Source organism: Exiguobacterium sp. s34, from assembly GCF_018617435.1.
In the GTDB taxonomy this organism is placed as follows: domain Bacteria; phylum Bacillota; class Bacilli; order Exiguobacteriales; family Exiguobacteriaceae; genus Exiguobacterium; species Exiguobacterium aestuarii.
Genome location: NZ_JACSKE010000002.1, coordinates 371,449 through 388,469, shown reverse-complemented (window position 1 = coordinate 388,469; position 17,021 = coordinate 371,449). Strand labels below are relative to the sequence as shown.

General features: G+C 51.4%; 13 protein-coding genes and 1 pseudogene. 11 read left to right on the top strand and 3 right to left on the bottom strand.

Annotated elements, in window-relative coordinates:
• Positions 1-45: 45 nt before the first annotated feature.
• Together KNO87_RS05610 and KNO87_RS05605 are read right to left on the bottom strand one after the other, a co-directional pair.
• The gene (locus KNO87_RS05610) at positions 46-585 is read right to left on the bottom strand and encodes a transcription repressor NadR (RefSeq protein WP_214789303.1); all 540 of its coding nucleotides are present in this window, start codon (positions 583-585) and stop codon (positions 46-48) included.
• Positions 563-1,693 (bottom strand): cysteine desulfurase family protein, encoded by a 1,131-nt coding sequence (locus tag KNO87_RS05605; protein ID WP_214789300.1) that lies wholly within the window; start codon positions 1,691-1,693, stop codon positions 563-565. The genes KNO87_RS05610 and KNO87_RS05605 overlap by 23 nt, the downstream gene beginning before the upstream one ends.
• Positions 1,694-1,788: 95 nt before the next feature.
• On the opposite strand from KNO87_RS05605, the gene KNO87_RS05600 reads away from it, so the two are divergent.
• From KNO87_RS05600 to KNO87_RS05560, 9 genes are all read left to right on the top strand, one after another.
• Positions 1,789-3,222, top strand: a complete 1,434-nt coding sequence (locus KNO87_RS05600; protein ID WP_214794300.1) for an L-aspartate oxidase — start codon at positions 1,789-1,791, stop codon at positions 3,220-3,222.
• Complete coding sequence (nadC, locus tag KNO87_RS05595; RefSeq protein WP_214794298.1) at positions 3,176-4,045, top strand: carboxylating nicotinate-nucleotide diphosphorylase; 870 nt, start codon at positions 3,176-3,178, stop codon at positions 4,043-4,045. The genes KNO87_RS05600 and nadC overlap by 47 nt, the downstream gene beginning before the upstream one ends.
• Positions 4,008-5,087, top strand: coding sequence for a quinolinate synthase NadA (gene nadA / locus KNO87_RS05590; protein ID WP_214794296.1), 1,080 nt, complete (start codon positions 4,008-4,010; stop codon positions 5,085-5,087). The genes nadC and nadA overlap by 38 nt, the downstream gene beginning before the upstream one ends.
• 93 nt (positions 5,088-5,180) lie before the next feature.
• Positions 5,181-5,768 carry a Holliday junction branch migration protein RuvA gene (ruvA, locus tag KNO87_RS05585; RefSeq protein WP_015881166.1) on the top strand — a complete coding sequence of 196 codons (588 nt, stop codon included), beginning with the start codon at positions 5,181-5,183 and terminating at the stop codon, positions 5,766-5,768.
• A gap of 10 nt (positions 5,769-5,778) precedes the next feature.
• Complete coding sequence (ruvB, locus tag KNO87_RS05580; protein WP_214739730.1) at positions 5,779-6,780, top strand: Holliday junction branch migration DNA helicase RuvB; 1,002 nt, start codon at positions 5,779-5,781, stop codon at positions 6,778-6,780.
• A 3-nt stretch (positions 6,781-6,783) separates the two neighbouring features.
• Positions 6,784-7,842: a tRNA preQ1(34) S-adenosylmethionine ribosyltransferase-isomerase QueA gene (queA, locus tag KNO87_RS05575; RefSeq protein ID WP_271305087.1), complete on the top strand. Its 1,059-nt coding sequence runs from the start codon at positions 6,784-6,786 to the stop codon at positions 7,840-7,842.
• Positions 7,839-8,984, top strand: a complete 1,146-nt coding sequence (gene tgt, locus KNO87_RS05570; RefSeq protein ID WP_214794295.1) for a tRNA guanosine(34) transglycosylase Tgt — start codon at positions 7,839-7,841, stop codon at positions 8,982-8,984. Before queA ends, tgt begins: the two co-directional genes overlap by 4 nt.
• Positions 8,985-9,068: 84 nt before the next feature.
• Complete coding sequence (yajC, locus tag KNO87_RS05565) at positions 9,069-9,347, top strand: preprotein translocase subunit YajC (protein WP_031421435.1); 279 nt, start codon at positions 9,069-9,071, stop codon at positions 9,345-9,347.
• Positions 9,348-9,528: 181 nt separating this feature from the next.
• The gene (locus KNO87_RS05560) at positions 9,529-11,301 is read left to right on the top strand and encodes a methyl-accepting chemotaxis protein (protein ID WP_214794293.1); all 1,773 of its coding nucleotides are present in this window, start codon (positions 9,529-9,531) and stop codon (positions 11,299-11,301) included.
• A gap of 36 nt (positions 11,302-11,337) precedes the next feature.
• On the opposite strand, the gene zupT is transcribed toward KNO87_RS05560, so the two are convergent.
• Positions 11,338-12,198, bottom strand: a complete 861-nt coding sequence (gene zupT, locus KNO87_RS05555; protein ID WP_214794291.1) for a zinc transporter ZupT — start codon at positions 12,196-12,198, stop codon at positions 11,338-11,340.
• Between the two features lie 211 nt (positions 12,199-12,409).
• On the opposite strand from zupT, the pseudogene secD reads away from it, so the two are divergent.
• Positions 12,410-14,627: pseudogene (gene secD, locus KNO87_RS15610) on the top strand (protein translocase subunit SecD).
• 36 nt (positions 14,628-14,663) lie between these two features.
• A complete protein-coding gene (recJ, locus tag KNO87_RS05540) occupies positions 14,664-17,021 on the top strand; it encodes a single-stranded-DNA-specific exonuclease RecJ (RefSeq protein WP_251126752.1) in 2,358 nt (785 codons plus the stop codon).

Sequence of the window (17,021 nt, the reverse complement as noted above, 5' to 3'; positions counted from 1 at the left end):
GAGTGAAAAGAAAAAGAAGAGATGTCACATATTCGTGACGTCTCTTCAATCTAATTCAGATACGAGGATACCGAGCCGGTCGAGCTCTTTCACGGCGGCATCGATTGCTTCTTGATGATCGGCTTCAAGTGTATGGACGTGTAATCCTCCGGTCAGTTGAGAAAGCGGAGAGGCACCGTGCGCCTTAACCCGCTCGAGGAAGGCACGGACGTCACGTCGGCTCTTCACCATGAGTTGTCCGGTGATGGATCCGTAAACAGGGTGATCGATGATGACGTCTTTGATGGTGACCCCTTCATCGACGATAGCATTCATTTCTGCCTCCATCTCCTCTGCCGTATGGCGACAAGCCACCTTTTTCGAATAAGTAGACGGGGTGAGGTCACCCTGCAAATAGACGTAACCTCGAGCGGTCGCGACGATTTGGTGACCTTTTGCTTTTAAGAGCGACAAGTCTTGGACGATGACTTGGCGACTGACAGATACGTGCCTCGCCAGTTCAGATCCTGTGATCGGTTCATTGCTCGATTCGATCAATTGAAGTAAAGTGCGACGGCGTTCTTCACCGGCTAAACGTTTGTTCATGATGTTCGACTCTCCTTGCTAAAGTGACGATGGCATCGGCGAGGGCCGATGTGTCTTCGACGGTCGTTTGCGCGCCGAAGGAAATGCGGACGAGTCCGTGGCATGCGCTCGTCTCATATCCGAGTGCTTCAAGCATGCGGTTCGGTCCATTCTGACCGGCGCGGCATGCGGACCCGGCTGATACTTGGAACCCGAGATCGTCGAGCTCGGTCATCCACCATTGTCCATCGCGTTGATGAGATACGAAGGAGAAGATAGCGGGACTTTGTTCGTCAAACTCGAGCCAATGGACATACGCTGACGTCTTCTCTTTCAAGATAGCACGAAATGCCATGAAATTTCTCTGAAAACGTGTCAATTGCTCCTGACGTTCCCCGAGCGCTTTGACGAAGGCGCTGATTCCGGGAACATCGATCGTACCTGGGCGAATCCCATATTGATGATGACCTGGGTAGTAAGGTGGTGGAATCAAGCGTTCCATATAGAGGGCACCGATTCCTTTTGGCCCCCCAACCTTATGGGCACTGAACGAATAAGCATCGATTCCTTCCACAGAGATGGGAATTTTCCCAAGTGCCTGTACGCCGTCCACGTGAAAGAGAATCTTCTTATATTTGAGAAGACATTGGATATGGTGGAGCGGTAACACCCAACCTGTGTCGGAATTGACGTGCTGAAGCGTGACGAGTCCGATATCACGGTCAAGTAAGTGCGTGAACGTATCCATATCAAACTTTCCGTCCTTCAGTTTCAACCGATGGACGATGACCCCTTCTCGTTCCCATTCTTCAAGTAAGAGGGCAACCGAATCATGTTCGTGCCAGGACGTGATCACTTCTTTCCCTTTCATTCGTTTCCGTAAGCTCGTCAGTGCGATGTAATTACTCTCCGAGCCACTTCCGGTGAATAATAATTTCCCTCGTAACATATCAAGCCCGAGCGCCTGTTTGATCAAACGTCGTGCCTCTGTCAAATAGTCTTCAGCCATATATCCGTGTGCGTGGAGTGATGATGGGTTTCCATAAACGTTTTTGGCCATAGCCACGTAATGGTCTAATGCTGCATGTGTCATAGGATGTGTAGCGGCGTAGTCGAAGTAGCGGTTCATCATGGACTCCCCTTTTCTCATGTTGTCTTCTACACAAAATTATGCGAAACTAGTTTACAAGTCAACATTACATATGAAAAACAGGTGATATACAAGTGTCTTTACAGATAAAGAAAACCGACATTTTGATTATCGGAACAGGACTTGCTGCCGTCGCGACGGCGCTTCATGTGCCATCCTCGTTGTCTGTTCTCCTCGTCTCAAAGGGTGAGGTGACGTCGACGAACTCTGATTTGGCACAAGGAGGCATTGCGAGCTCGTATCTAGAGGAGACGAGTGAGGCACATAAAGAAGACACGATGCTTGCTTCGAACAGGACATCGTGCTCAGAACGTGTCGACATTCTCGTAAAAGAAGGTCGTCGAGCGATTGAAGAGATGGAACGGTTCGGTGTCCGCTTCGATCGTGACGAAGACGGATATGCCCTAGGACGAGAAGGGGCACACCAGTTGCATCGCATCTTTCATGCCGGGGGTGACGAGACGGGTCGACATGTGATGCGACAGTTACGTCGGTCGTTACCGGACAATGTCAGCATTCTAGAGCATGTTCTCGTCCATGACCTTGTGATGAAGGAAGGGCGTGTTGTCGGTGCGCTAGCCTTTCACCATGAGGAAATGCTCCAGATGGAGGCCGGTGCAGTCATTCTCGCTACAGGAGGAATCGGTGGTCTGATCGATTGGACCTCGAACGCCAAAACGGTGACCGGTGACGGGCTTGTCTTGGCGAACCGATGCGGGGCGAAGCTGACGCACTTACAACGGATTCAATTTCATCCGACATTACTTGCTGCCGAGGAACCACATCTCGTCACCGAAGCGCTCCGTGGTGCCGGTGCCAAGCTTGTCGATGCATCCGGAAACCACGTGATGGCGCATGACCCGCTCGGAAGTCTCGCTCCTCGCGATGTGGTGGCGCGTGTCCTGACAGACCATGTCGGACTCGTCTTTCTCGATACGACAAAGGTGACGCGACTGCGTGACCGCTTCCCAAAACTCGTTGCGACGTGTGACAAGCTAGGAATCGACCTTCGACAAATCCCCGTTCGCCCAGGGCTTCATTTTCATATGGGTGGAATCGAAGTGGATGAATCGGGTCGAACGGACGTCGATGGCCTATACGCCGTCGGGGAAGTGGCGGATACGGGTGTACACGGAACGAATCGGCTGGCATCGAACTCACTCTTGGAATGTTGGGTGTTCGGAAAACGTGTCGCTGAGGCGATTCAGGTGAACGATGCATCCTTAGCGACGAGCGATGTGATGGTGTATGACATCTCACCTGAAACGTTTCAGGCGTTTCGTCATCAAATCGGCAAATGGTTGACGATTTCACCGAACTTGGATGAATTGAAATGTTTCTTACAAAATACCCAAACGTTGACCTTGACGAAACACGTGACAAGACAATTAAGTGAACAAACTTTACAACTCGATGCGGCGCGCCTTCTCGCGCAAAGCATCCTCGAAATGGAGAGGTACGATGAATACGATTTATCTACGCGAACAGCTGCGACAGTTTCTGATTGAGGATATCGGATATGGTGATTTGTCGAGTGAACTGATCGATGAACGGGACGAGTCAGTCGCGACTGTCATCGCGAAAGAGCATGGCGTTTTCTGCGGAAAACCGATCGTCCGTGAACTCGCGATCATGCAGCAACTCGACTTAGTGGCTTGTCAAGAAGACGGAAGTCGAATTGCACCAGGCGATGTACTCATCGTCTTGAAAGGAAAGACCCGTGTCCTTTTAGAGACAGAACGCGTCCTATTGAATGTGATTCAGCGGATGAGCGGGATTGCGACGATGACCCGGCAGTGCGTCGATGCGCTCGGTGAAGACTCGATTCATGTCACGGATACACGCAAGACGACACCGGGACTTCGGATGCTTGAGAAATATGCGGTTCGTGTCGGCGGGGGTTATAACCATCGGCTTCGGCTCGACGATGCCGTCATGATCAAAGACAATCATATCGTCGCCCTCGGCGGTGTGGCAGAAGCCGTTCACGCGGCGCGCTCGAAAGTAGGGCATACGACGCCGATCGAGGTCGAGGTCGAATCGTTCGACCAACTCGTACAAGCGATTCAAGTGAATCCGGATATTGTAATGCTCGATAATCGGACACCAGATGAATTACGAGAATGGGTGCGTCATATCCCGAACCACATCACGATCGAAGTATCCGGCGGCATCACGCTCGACACGATTGCCGACTATCGAGGGATTCGGATTGATGTCATCTCGCTCGGTCAATTGACCCATTCAGTGCGAGCGCTCGACTGTAGTATGAACTTACAAGGAGGAATGAAATATGCAACTACTCGGAACACTCCCACCGACGTACGCTAATCTGTCGGTGGAGGAAATGGAGACACGGATTCAGGCGGTCAAAGATCGACTCGGGACACGTCTCTTCTTACCGGCGCATCATTATCAAAAAGACGAGGTCGTCCAGTTCGCGGACGCGACAGGAGATTCGCTCCAGCTCGCACGGCTCGCGGAACAGATGAGCGAAGCGGAATTCATCGTCTTCTGTGGTGTGCATTTCATGGCAGAGACGGCAGACATGTTGACACGGGATGACCAAATTGTTGTTTTGCCCGACATGCGCGCCGGCTGTTCAATGGCAGACATGGCCGATATCGATCAGACAGAGATTGCGTGGGAAGAACTGACGGAACGATTCGGGGATGGGATCATCCCAATCACATATGTCAATTCAACGGCGGCCATCAAAGCGTTCGTCGGGCGTCACGGCGGGGCGACCGTCACATCGTCCAATGCACATGAAATCGTCCGTTGGGCGCTTGAGGCAGGCGAACGCATCTTGTTCCTTCCAGATCAACACCTCGGACGGAATACGGCATACGATCTCGGGATCCCGCTCGAGGCGATGGCCGTATGGGATCCGCTCCGTGAAGAATTGGTCGCCGAGGGGGATGACGAGCAAGTGAAGGTCATCTTGTGGAAAGGACACTGCTCCGTTCACGAGAAGTTCACGGTGTCGCAAATTCAAGCATTCCGTGAGCGCGAACCGGATCGTCGTATCATCGTCCATCCGGAATGTACGTTTGACGTCGTTCAGGCATCGGATGAGGCCGGCTCGACGTCGTATATCATCGACAAGATTGATGCGAGTGCACCGGGAACGAAATGGGCGGTCGGGACCGAGATGAACCTCGTGAACCGGTTAGCGGCAACATACCCGCACCTCGATATCGTCTCGTTGAACCCGTTCATGTGTCCGTGTCTGACGATGAACCGAATCGACTTGCAACATCTGCTTTGGGCGCTCGAGTCGCTCGAGACGGATCCTGTCAACGTGATTCGTGTCGATGCTGATACGACAGAATGGTCAAAACGCGCACTTGAACGCATGCTCGGACGTTAATCGCTTCAGGACAGGCAAACGCCTGTCCTTTTTTCATATGGCTCGTTATGGTACAATAAATGCAGTTTTTCCGACCGAAAAGGAGAGTACACCGTGATTGAATTCGTAAAAGGACCCGTCGCCTATGTGTGTGCGGAATATATAACGTTAGATGTCTCGGGCGTCGGCTACAAAGTACATGTGCCTAACCCGTTTTTTTATCGTGAACAAGACGAACATGTAATCGTGTTTACGCATCATTACGTCCGTGAAGATCAACAGACGCTATACGGTTTCCGGTCACGCCGGGAACGGGAGCTTTTCAATAAACTCCTTAGTGTCAGCGGCATCGGACCAAAAGGGGCACTCGCCATCGTCGCCTCGGGTGATATCGACGCGTTGATCGATGCGATTGAAACCGAGAACGAGAAGTATTTGACTAAGTTCCCGGGAGTCGGGAAGAAGACGGCCAAACAGATGGCACTCGACTTGAAAGGAAAGCTATCCGAGCTTGCACCGGATTATGTGCCGAACGAAGGGTTGTTCGCGCAAGGTGCGTCTGAACTCGACGAGGCGTGTGAGGCGCTCGTCGCCCTCGGATATTCTGAACGAGAGATCGCGAAAGTCCGCAAAGCATTGAGCGGAGAGATCTTGACGACCGACGCGTACATAAAACGCGCGCTACAGCTGTTATTGAAATAAGGAGGAAGCTATGGACGAACGATTGTTGTCACAATCTCATCAGCAATATGAAGACTCTGAAGAGTGGAGCTTACGTCCGCAGCGCTTCGAGCAATATATCGGGCAAGAAAAGGCGAAAGGCAATTTGTCGGTCTTCATCCAGGCCGCCAAACTTCGCAGTGAGACGCTCGACCACGTCCTGTTATACGGACCGCCGGGACTCGGGAAGACGACGCTCGCGCAAATCATCGCCAACGAGATGGGTGTCGGGATCAAGACGACAGCCGGACCGGCGATTGAGCGACCGGGTGATTTGGCGGCAATTCTCTCGACTCTTGAGCCAGGTGACGTCTTGTTTATCGATGAGATTCACCGCTTGAGCCGGACGATTGAGGAGATTCTTTATCCGGCGATGGAAGACTATTGTCTCGATATCGTCTACGGACAAGGAGAGATGGCACGAAGCGTCCGCATCGACTTGCCACCGTTCACGCTCGTCGGGGCGACGACGCGTGCCGGGATGTTATCGGCGCCGCTTCGGGACCGTTTCGGGGTCACGTTGAAGCTCGAATATTATGAGGCGCATGAACTCGCGGCAATTGTCAGTCGGACGGCCCAGCTGTTCCGCCTTTCGATTTCACCTGAAGCGAGCGGCGCGATTGCGAAGCGTTCACGAGGGACGCCACGAATTGCAAACCGTCTCTTGCGTCGAGTCCGTGACTTCGCGCAGGTAGCCGGGACGAAAGAAATCGACCCTGTGCTCGCATCTGATGCGCTCGACCGTCTACACGTCGATGCGCTCGGGCTCGATGAAGTCGACCACCGATTGCTTCGAGCCATGGTGGAGCGATTCGGGGGTGGACCGGTCGGACTCGAGACGCTCGCCGCAACGATCGGTGAGGATGCTCAGACAATCGAGGACGTCTATGAGCCATATTTACTTCAACAAGGGTTCTTGCAGCGTACGCCGCGAGGACGGATGATCACACAGTTTGCCAAGTCGCATTTTGGTTATGAAGAGGAAGAGGAGTAAGGTATGCAAGACATTCAATTGAACGTAAACGATTATGATTTTGAATTGCCAGAAGAGTTGATCGCGCAAGTTCCGTTGCTCGATCGGACGAGCTCACGTCTGCTCGTATTGGACCGTGAGACAGGAGACATCGAGCATCGTCATTTCCGTGACGTGCTCGATTACTTGAACGAGGGAGATGCGCTCGTCGTCAACGATTCGCGCGTCTTACCCGCTCGTCTTTTCGGAGCGAAACAAGAAACAGGCGGGAAAGTCGAGTTACTCTTGTTGAAGCAGACGGAGGACGATGTGTGGGAAGCACTCGTCAAACCAGCGAAAAAAGTTCGCGTCGGTTCCATCGTCGAGTTCGGGGACGGACTTCTCCGCGCGGAATGTGTCGAAGAACTTCCGGAAGGGGGCCGTCGTTTCAAGTTTGACTACGACGGAATCTTCTACGAGATTTTAGACGAGCTCGGAACGATGCCGCTCCCACCATACATCCGCGAGCAACTTGACGACCAAGATCGTTATCAGACGGTCTATGCGCGTGAACGAGGTAGTGCAGCCGCTCCAACAGCGGGTCTTCATTTCACCGAAGAACTGCTCGAGGCAGCGAAGGCGAAAGGGGTTCGCTTGATCCCGCTCACGCTTCACGTCGGTCTCGGTACGTTCCGTCCGGTGACGGCTGATTCAATCGAAGAACATACGATGCATAGTGAATATTTCGAGTTGTCCGAGGCATCGGCAGCCGCGCTCCGAGATGTGCGGACGAAGGGCGGTCGCATCTTTGCGGTCGGTACGACGTCAACACGTACACTTGAAACGATTATGCGAGACCATGGAGACTTCGTCGAGTCATCGGGCTGGACGGACATCTTTATTTATCCTGGAGTCGAGTTGAAGGCGATCGATGGATTGATTACAAACTTCCATCTCCCTAAATCGACGCTCGTCATGCTCGTCTCGGCATTCGCGACGCGCGACATCATCTTACACGCTTATCGGACTGCGGTCGCAGAACGATACCGCTTCTTCAGTTTTGGAGACGCGATGCTCATCACGAGGAAGGAAGTAACAAAATGACAAAACATGCAGTCACATACGAACACATTCACACATGTAAACAGACGGGAGCGCGGCACGGAATCGTCCATACGCCGCACGGGTCGTTCGAGACACCGGTCTTTATGCCAGTAGGGACACAAGCGAGCGTCAAGACGATGGCACCAGAGCAAGTCAAGGACATGGGTGCGAACATCATCTTGTCGAACACGTACCATTTGTGGGTTCGCCCAGGACATGAGGTCATCAAACAAGCTGGTGGTCTTCATAAGTTCATGAACTGGGATGGTGCGATTCTCACGGACTCGGGCGGATTCCAAGTGTTCTCGCTTGCCGACCTTCGGAACATTCAAGAAGAAGGCGTCCATTTCCGTAACCACTTGAACGGCGACAAGTTGTTCTTGTCACCGGAGAAGGCGATGGAGATTCAAAATGCGCTCGGGTCGGATATCATGATGGCATTCGACGAGTGCCCGCCTTACCCGGCGACACATGAATACATGAAAAAATCGGTCGAGCGTACGAGCCGCTGGGCAGAACGTTGCCTTGAGGCACATGAACGTCCAGAAGACCAAGCCCTCTTCGGCATCATCCAAGGTGGCGAATATGAGGACCTTCGTCGTCAAAGCGCACAAGACCTCGTCTCACTTGATTTCCCAGGATATGCGGTCGGTGGACTCTCGGTCGGTGAACCGAAAGACGTCATGTATCGTGCTCTCGAGTTCACGACGCCGCTCATGCCGGAAAACAAACCGCGCTATTTGATGGGTGTCGGTTCACCGGATGCATTGATTGAAGGATCGATTCGTGGGATCGATATGTTCGACTGTGTCCTCCCGACACGGATTGCACGGAACGGGACGCTCATGACATCAAAAGGTCGTGTCACGATCAAGCAGGCGAAGTATAAGACAGACTTCGGTCCGATCGATGAGAAGTGTGACTGCAACACGTGTAAGAATTACTCGCGTGCGTATGTCCATCACTTGATTCGTGCGGACGAGATGTTTGGCCTTCACTTATGTACGACACATAACCTTCACTTCCTCGTGAAGTTGATGGAGCAGGTTCGTCAAGCGATTCGCGAAGACCGTTTGCTCGATTTCAAAGAAGAGTTCTTCGAAGAATACGGCTACAACAAGCCGAACGCGAAGAATTTCTAAGCAAACGTGTCGGACATTGTGTGACAATGCTTCAGTTTCACGGTATAATGAACCTGATATTGAAGGAAAGGGTGAATGTTACTCATGGAAACAATCGTTGCGTTATTACCAATGATCTTGATTTTCGTCGTATTTTACTTCTTGTTGATTCGTCCACAGACGAAACGCCAAAAAGAAGTACAAGCGATGCAAAACGCCCTCGAGCGTGGCGACAGCGTTGTCACAATCGGCGGTTTACACGGCGTCGTTCATCAAATCGAAGACACACATGTCGTTTTGAAATGCGATCAATCGCTTCTCCGTTTCAACCGAAGCGCAGTTGCGGAAGTCGTGAAAAAAGCGAATGCCTCATTTGAGGAATAAGCAAGTAAGCGTCTGACCATTATGGTCGGACGCTTTTTTTAGTTGAAAACGTCTGTTTTTTGACAAAGTATGTCAATCTGATAATTCATCCACCTCATTTCGAAAAATCGGTTTGAATCGTGAAAACGTTTGCATTAATGTCAAATTGAGAAGAAATTCGAGATGAAGGAGCACAAATGACATGGACGTGAAACGATTTGTACGACCGATGAAGAAGTGGAAAGGGTGGACGTGGAAGCGAAATAGCAACAAACAGAAGGGGCGTTCGTCTCTCAGAAGACGGATGTCGATTGCGCTGATTCCGACGATCATCGCGCTCGTTCTCGTCGGAGCACTCGGGTCATACCAGTTGAGACAATCAACTGCTGCTTACGACCGAGTCCTGAACGAAGGGACGCAAGAGATGCTGTTGGCGGAAAATCTGTCGCTCGCGGTGACCGATGCAGAACGTTATTTAAACTACTATATGCTCGTCGCCAACCCGAAAACACTCATCAGTCTACAAAGTGTCCAGGAACAGCGTGACGAATTAATGTCAGCACTCAAGGCATCGTCTTCAGATGAAAAGGTCTTGTCTTGGTTAGGGGATTTAGAGAAGTTTAATGAACTGTTGGACCGTGAGATGACTCGTGCCATCGAACTTCGCCAACAACAAGATGAGATCGGCTACAAGACGGTATTGAATACGAGCGTGACCCCGACGACGGACCGTGTTCGGATGACGGTGACGGACCTTGTCGAATACAAAGGAGAACTCCTCGCGTCCGAGACGAAAGCCGTACAGGCCGAGGCGGAAAGTTCAATCCTTTGGATGCTTGTCATTAGCGTTGTAGGCGTGGTGATTGGCATTCTGTCCTTGCTTGCCTTGCAACGTCTCTTCTTGAAACCGATCAATCGACTTGGCCGTCAAGCGCGAATCATGGCAGGCGGCGATTTGACAGGAGAGGATATTGAGGTCGCCTCGAACGATGAGCTCGGCGATCTTGTCACGGCATTCAACGAGATGAAACACAACCTCGTCGGATTGATTCGTCGAGTGGGTGAAGCCTCAGATAAAGTAACAGCCTATTCTGAAGAACTTTACGCGAGCACGGACCATGTCGCGACGACGACCCAAGGTGTCTCACGTCTGTTCGAAGAGATGAACGTTGCGGCCCAAGGATCGTCTAAACGAGCAGAGGAAGGGACGATTGGAGTGAATCAAGCGGTCGATGGATTGAATCAGATTGCGGCAGCCTCACAAGGGGTGAACGAACAGACGATTCATACACTTGAAGCGGCAAACGGTGGACTTGAGACCGTTCAATTAGCGGAGAAACGGATGCAGGAGATTCGTCGTGCCAATGAGCTCACGCAACAGATGGTGACCCGTCTTTCAAACCAATCGCTTGAAATTGAAAAGATCACCCGTTCGATCACCGCCATCACGGAACAGACGAATTTGCTTGCCCTCAATGCGGCCATTGAGGCGGCACGCGCCGGTGAACATGGAAAAGGATTTGCAGTCGTCGCGGCTGAGGTACGTAAGCTCGCCGAAGAATCGAAGCAATCTGCCATTCAAATTCAGACTGTCGTCCGGGACATCCAGCGTGACACGGAACAAGTGGAGTCGGCGTTCGAAGAATCGAGCGTGCATGTCGAGAGTGGGGTATCCCAAATGGGGGAAGTCGCCTCAGCGTTCCGTGAGATCGTATCGGTCATCGAGGAGACGTCGCGTCAGATGAGTGAGATTGCAGCGGCGACGGAAGAAGTGAGTGCGAATACAACAGAAGTCGCTGTTTCGGTCGAGGATATGTCTACGAATGCGGTCTCGACGCAACGAAGTGTCGAAGAAGCGGGGGCCAATGTCGAGGAGCAACTCGCGACCATTCAGGAAATCAATAGTATCGCTGAGACGATGAGTCATATGTCGTCCGAATTAAAAGATGTCGTCCATGTGTTTAAAACGAGATAATAAATGCCCTGACGCGAGGCGTCAGGGCATTGCTCGTTACATTAATAGGATGAGACTCGTCGCCATGACGATCATCCCGGCGACCATTCCGTACATCGAATGATGGGCATGCCCATACTCACGGGCCGCAGGGAGCAACTCATCGAGCGAGATGAATACCATGATCCCGCCGACTGCTGCAAACAACAGCCCGAAGACCGTGTCGTTCAAGAACGGCATGAGAATTAAAAATCCAATTGCGGCTCCAGCTGGCTCGGCGAGACCGGATAACATGGAAAGCTTGAACGCCTTCTTCCGTGACCCTGTCGCATAATAAATCGGAACGGAGACGGCAATCCCTTCTGGAATGTTATGCAGCGCGATGGCGATGGCGATGGCTACACCTACGGCTGGGTCATCGAGCGCCGAGATGAACGTCGCGAGTCCTTCCGGGAAGTTGTGAATCCCGATGGCGAGTGCCATGAAGATTCCCATTTTCTTTAAGCGATTTTGTGTCTCGGGATGATTGATCGCGGCCGATTCGTTTGTCGCTGTCGTCGCCAATTCTTGCGTTGACGGGTCATTCTGCATCGATTCGACGAATTTGACCTCGTGTGGATTCTCCATTTTCGGAATGAACTTATCAATCATTCCAATCAGGAACATCCCTCCGAAGAAAGCGAGAACGGTGTAAATCGTTCCGGTGTATTCCCCGTGTGCGCCAACGAGCTCCACGAGCGCTTTCGGGAAAATCTCGATGAATGATACGTAAATCATGACGCCTCCAGAAAATCCGAGAGAGATGGACAAGAAGGCTGTGTTCGTCCGTTTCGCAAAGAATGCGATCATACTCCCGATCCCTGTCGCAAGACCTGCGAACAAGGTGAGGAGGAACGCAAAAATAATTGTGCTGTCCATGTGGTAAGACTCCTTTGATGTTGTGATGATAGCTACATCATACATGAAGTTTTGCCCTTGTGCAACATTTAGTCTTATACGCAAATTAAGGCGGTATTTCAGTGAAGAGACGTTACAATTTTAGGAAAATGATTGATAAATGTTTAGAAAATTTGTAATGTTAACGAGAGAAGTTATATCAAGAACAGTGGTTTAGAAAGGAAATAGTCGTATGTACAAAAAAGGCAATATTGCGATTTTTGCAATCATCATGATTGCGACAATCCTGCTCGCTGTGTTCTCGACACCTTGGGTCGTCAAGAACACGAACCTCGGACTCGACTTAAAAGGTGGATTCGAAGTTTTGTATGAAGTACAACCGCTCGAAGACGGCGACGTCATCGACGAGTCGGCGATGAATGCAACCGTTCGCGCCATCAACAACCGAATCAACGTCCTCGGGGTATCCGAACCGGACGTTCGAATCGAAGAAAACAACCGAATCCGTGTCCAGCTCGCTGGCGTGTCGAACCAAAACGAAGCGCGCGAAGTCATCTCGTCTACGGCGCAATTGACGTTCCGTGACGTGAACGACAACGTCTTGCTCGACGGGAAAGATTTGGCGCCACGTGGTGCGGCTCTTAGCTACAACCAGCAAGGACAACCTGTCGTTGAGTTGACGCTACAGTCAGCCGATCAGTTTGGTGAAGTGACGTCAGAAATCTCGCAACGTCCTGCTCCTGAGAACCGTCTTGTCATCTGGCTCGATTACGAAGAAGGCGACACATACGAGGAAGAGATTCAAAAAGAGAACTCGAAAATCGTATCCGACGCTTCTGTTAATGGACCGATCTTGTCAGACAAAGCCATCATCTCTGGTGGCGGGATCGATGCGGAGAGCGGACAACGCCTCGCCGACATCTTGAACGCAGGGGCGCTCCCGGTTAAACTCGATGAAATCTACTCGACGTCGGTATCGGCTCAGTTCGGTCAAGACGCATTAGAAGAGACGGTGTTTGCCGCTTCTATCGGGATCATTGCCGTATTCATCTTCATGTTGTTCTTCTATCGTCTACCAGGACTCGTGTCGATCATCACACTTGTCTTGTATATCAACTTGATCATGCTGTTCTTCAATGGGATTAACGCGGTCTTGACGCTCCCGGGGATTGCAGCACTCGTCCTTGGGGTCGGGATGGCCGTCGATGCGAACATCATTACGGCGGAACGAATCAAAGACGAACTGCGCTCCGGGAAGTCAGTCTTATCGGCGTTCCGTGCCGGTAACCGCCGGTCGCTCAGTACAATCATCGATGCCAACTTGACGACGCTCATCTCAGCTGCGGTCTTGTTCTATTTCGGACAAAGCTCGGTCAAAGGATTCGCCGTCATGCTCATGATCTCGATCGGGATGACGTTCATCTCGAACGTATTCATCTCACGTTATTTGATGCACCTCCTTGTCTCAAGTCGTCTGTTCGACAAACGTAAAGGATGGTTTGGTGTGAAGGAGAGTGAAATCCGTGAACTTTAAGCTTACTGAATGGAATTACGTCAAACATATGCGCACGATGTTCTTAGTCTCGACGGCAATCGTCGTTCTCGGAATCGGTCTCTTGTTCTTCCGAGGATTGAACCTTGGGATCGACTTCGCTTCAGGAACACGTGTCGAGGTATTAACGGAAGAGCGTGTCTCACAAGAAGAGTTTACGCAAGCGTTCAATGATGCAGGGATCGACCAAGAAATCTCGAGCGTCCAATATGCCGACGAAGGTCGTTTGGCTTATGTGACGTTCGTCGGACAACTAGGGCAAGAAGAAGTTGCGAGCGTCAAGACGGCGTTCACGGAGCAGTTCGGGAACGATCCGAACATCAGCACCGTGTCGGCTCAAGTCGGTCGTGACTTGGCGAAGAACGCCTTGTACGCGGTAGCCGTCGCTTCAATCGGGATCATCCTGTACATCACAGTCCGTTTCCAATTCTCTTATGCGGTCGCGACCGTGGTGGCGATGCTACACGATGCCTTCTTCATGATCGTCGCGTTCTCGCTCTTTGGGATTGAGGTCAACCTATACTTCATCGCAGCAATCCTGACGATCATCGGTTATTCCGTCAACGATACGATTGTTACGTTCGACCGCGTCCGGGAGAATATCACGTCGTATGAAAAAGAACGGAAGATCCGTTCGATGGATGTGTATGAGTCAATCATCAATAAATCGATTCAAGATACGATTGTCCGTTCGGTCAACACCGTCATCACGGTACTCGTGACGGCCATTGCCTTGTACGTGTTCGGTGCCGAATCGATTCGAAGCTTCTCGCTCGCATTGATCATCGGGCTCTTCATGGGGATGTACTCATCTATCTTCATCGCGTCATACTTGTGGTTGTTAATCAAACGTACGACCATCAACAAGAAAAAAGATACGCCGGTCACAGAGGCGTAACGAGTGGGTCTCCCTTCAAACGGGAGACCTTTTTAAATGTCAAGACAGCACATCTTTCACGCGGTCTGCTATAATCTACAATTGATTGGAGTGAAGGACATGTACCATTCGAAGAAACAGTGGCTCTACCCGGAAACGAACCCGGACGACGTCACACGTTTACAAAACGAATTAAATATATCAGCACAACTGGCGACGTTACTCGTTCAGCGAGGTCATCAGGACGTAGAAGCGGCCAAGGCATTCTTGTATGCCGAGGATGAACTCGTCTTTCATGACCCGTATTTATTCGAGCAGATGGAGAAAGTCGTAGCCCGCATCAAGCAAGCGGCGGACGAGGGTGAGATGGTACTCATCTATGGAGACTACGATGTCGATGGTGTCAGCGCATCTTCGGTCATGTGGCACGCTTTGACCGAAATTGGTGTCATGGCCGAATGCTACATCCCGAACCGCTTCACAGAAGGGTATGGACCGAACAAGGAAGCGTTCCAATGGGCAGCGAACGAAGGCTTCACCTTGGTGATCACAGTGGACTGCGGGATTTCAGGGATTGAAGAAGCGACGCTCTTAAAAGACCTCGGTGTCGATTTGATCATTACCGACCACCACGAGCCGAAAGAGACACTCCCGGACGCGTATGCGATCATCCATCCGCACATCGACCCGAGATATCCATACGATAAGCTCGCCGGTGCGGGGGTCGCGCTGAAGGTGGCACATGCCGTCTTAGGAAGGATGCCAGAGGAATTGCTAGATTTGGCCGTCCTCGGAACGATCGCTGACCTCGTCCCACTCGACGGCGAAAACCGATTGCTTGCGAAAAAAGGGATTGCCGCACTCGAAGCTTCGAAACGACCAGGCATTTTGGCGTTACGTGAAGTATGTGGGCTCGGCGATAGCGTATTAAATGAAGAATCGGTCGGTTTTGCGTTCGGTCCACGGATCAATGCGGCGGGCCGTCTCGATTCGGCGATGCCGGCGCTCCAAATGCTCCTTGCCGAACATGTCGAGGAAGCGCTCGAACTTGCGAAGCAACTCGATAAGCAAAATAAAGAGCGTCAAGATATCGTCAAAACGATTACCGCTGAAGCGAAGGAACTCGTCGAAGCGTCCATGACTGAAGACCGTGTACTCGTCGTCGCGAGCGAGAAGTGGAACCCGGGTGTGGTCGGAATCGTCGCCTCTCGTCTTGTCGAGGCGTACTATCGTCCGGTCATCCTCCTTTGCCACGACCCGGAAACAGGGAAGGCGAAAGGTTCAGGACGGTCGATTGACGGGTTTGACTTGTTTAAAGAACTCTCGAAGAATGAAGACATCTTGCCGCACTTCGGGGGACACCCTGCAGCTGCAGGGATGACGCTTCAGTCCGAGAACGTCGCTGAATTGCGTGAACGGTTGAATCGTCAAGCAGAAGGGATTCCAGACGATGTATTCGTGCCACGGGTCAATGTCGATTTGAAACTGACGGTCAATGACGTCTCGCTCGATCTCATCTCCGAGATCACGAAACTGGCACCGTTCGGCATGGGGAACCCGTCTCCACGGGTCGTCGTTGCGGATGCCAAACTGCGCGATATTCGTCAAATCGGACGTGACGCGACACATTTGAAAGTACAGCTCGCCGGAGACAAGCGTGAACTCGATGGTATCGGCTTCGGGTTCGGACACGTCGTCTCAGAAATCTCGCAGATGGCTCACATCTCGGTGATGGGCAGTCTTCAAGTGAACGAGTGGAACGGGATGCGAAAACCTCAGCTCATGATTCAAGATTTACGTGTCGATGACTTCCAGGTGTTTGATTACCGTGGGAAGAAAAAGTCGGTACAAGAGTTGAAAGACTTGCCGAAAGAACATACGTCATTCTTATCGTTCCAAGGAACAGCCGAAGATTATCCACTTCATGAAGGAGATGAACCACTCAATCGTTTCGTCGTCTTACTCGACCTACCTGACGATGAAGAGGTTCTTGCAGAAAAACTTCACGAAGGTGTCGAGCGAATCTATTGCGCCTTCGGTCAAGGGGACTCGTTCTTCGAGCGTCTCCCGTCACGTGAGGATTTCCGAACGTATTACGTGCACATGGCGACATGTGAACGGAAAAATCTACGTGAAAACCTGATTCGTCTGTCAAAAGAACGAAAATGGTCAAAAAATACGATTCAATTTATGCATCAAGTATTCTCTGAACTCGAATTTCTTGTTACAATGGAAGACGGACTGCCTGGAGTCAATCCAGAAGCACCGAAACGCGATTTGACCGAAGCGCCGTGCTATCAACGCCGGATTGGGCGCCAACAACTCGAAGAACGTTTCGTTTATGCGTCATTGGCAGAGCTCAAAGAGCGGTTACAATCGTTGCGATCGAACAAGATGCAGGAGGCATACACATAA

Coding starts and splice junctions, on each gene's coding strand:
- KNO87_RS05610 (WP_214789303.1), bottom strand. CDS start 585: ATGAACAAACGTTTAGCCGGTGAAGAACGCCGTCGCACTTTACTTCAA.
- KNO87_RS05605 (WP_214789300.1), bottom strand. CDS start 1,693: ATGAACCGCTACTTCGACTACGCCGCTACACATCCTATGACACATGCA.
- nadC (WP_214794298.1), top strand. CDS start 3,176: ATGAATACGATTTATCTACGCGAACAGCTGCGACAGTTTCTGATTGAG.
- nadA (WP_214794296.1), top strand. CDS start 4,008: ATGCAACTACTCGGAACACTCCCACCGACGTACGCTAATCTGTCGGTG.
- ruvB (WP_214739730.1), top strand. CDS start 5,779: ATGGACGAACGATTGTTGTCACAATCTCATCAGCAATATGAAGACTCT.
- queA (WP_271305087.1), top strand. CDS start 6,784: ATGCAAGACATTCAATTGAACGTAAACGATTATGATTTTGAATTGCCA.
- tgt (WP_214794295.1), top strand. CDS start 7,839: ATGACAAAACATGCAGTCACATACGAACACATTCACACATGTAAACAG.
- yajC (WP_031421435.1), top strand. CDS start 9,069: ATGGAAACAATCGTTGCGTTATTACCAATGATCTTGATTTTCGTCGTA.
- KNO87_RS05560 (WP_214794293.1), top strand. CDS start 9,529: ATGGACGTGAAACGATTTGTACGACCGATGAAGAAGTGGAAAGGGTGG.
- zupT (WP_214794291.1), bottom strand. CDS start 12,198: ATGGACAGCACAATTATTTTTGCGTTCCTCCTCACCTTGTTCGCAGGT.
- recJ (WP_251126752.1), top strand. CDS start 14,664: ATGTCAAGACAGCACATCTTTCACGCGGTCTGCTATAATCTACAATTG.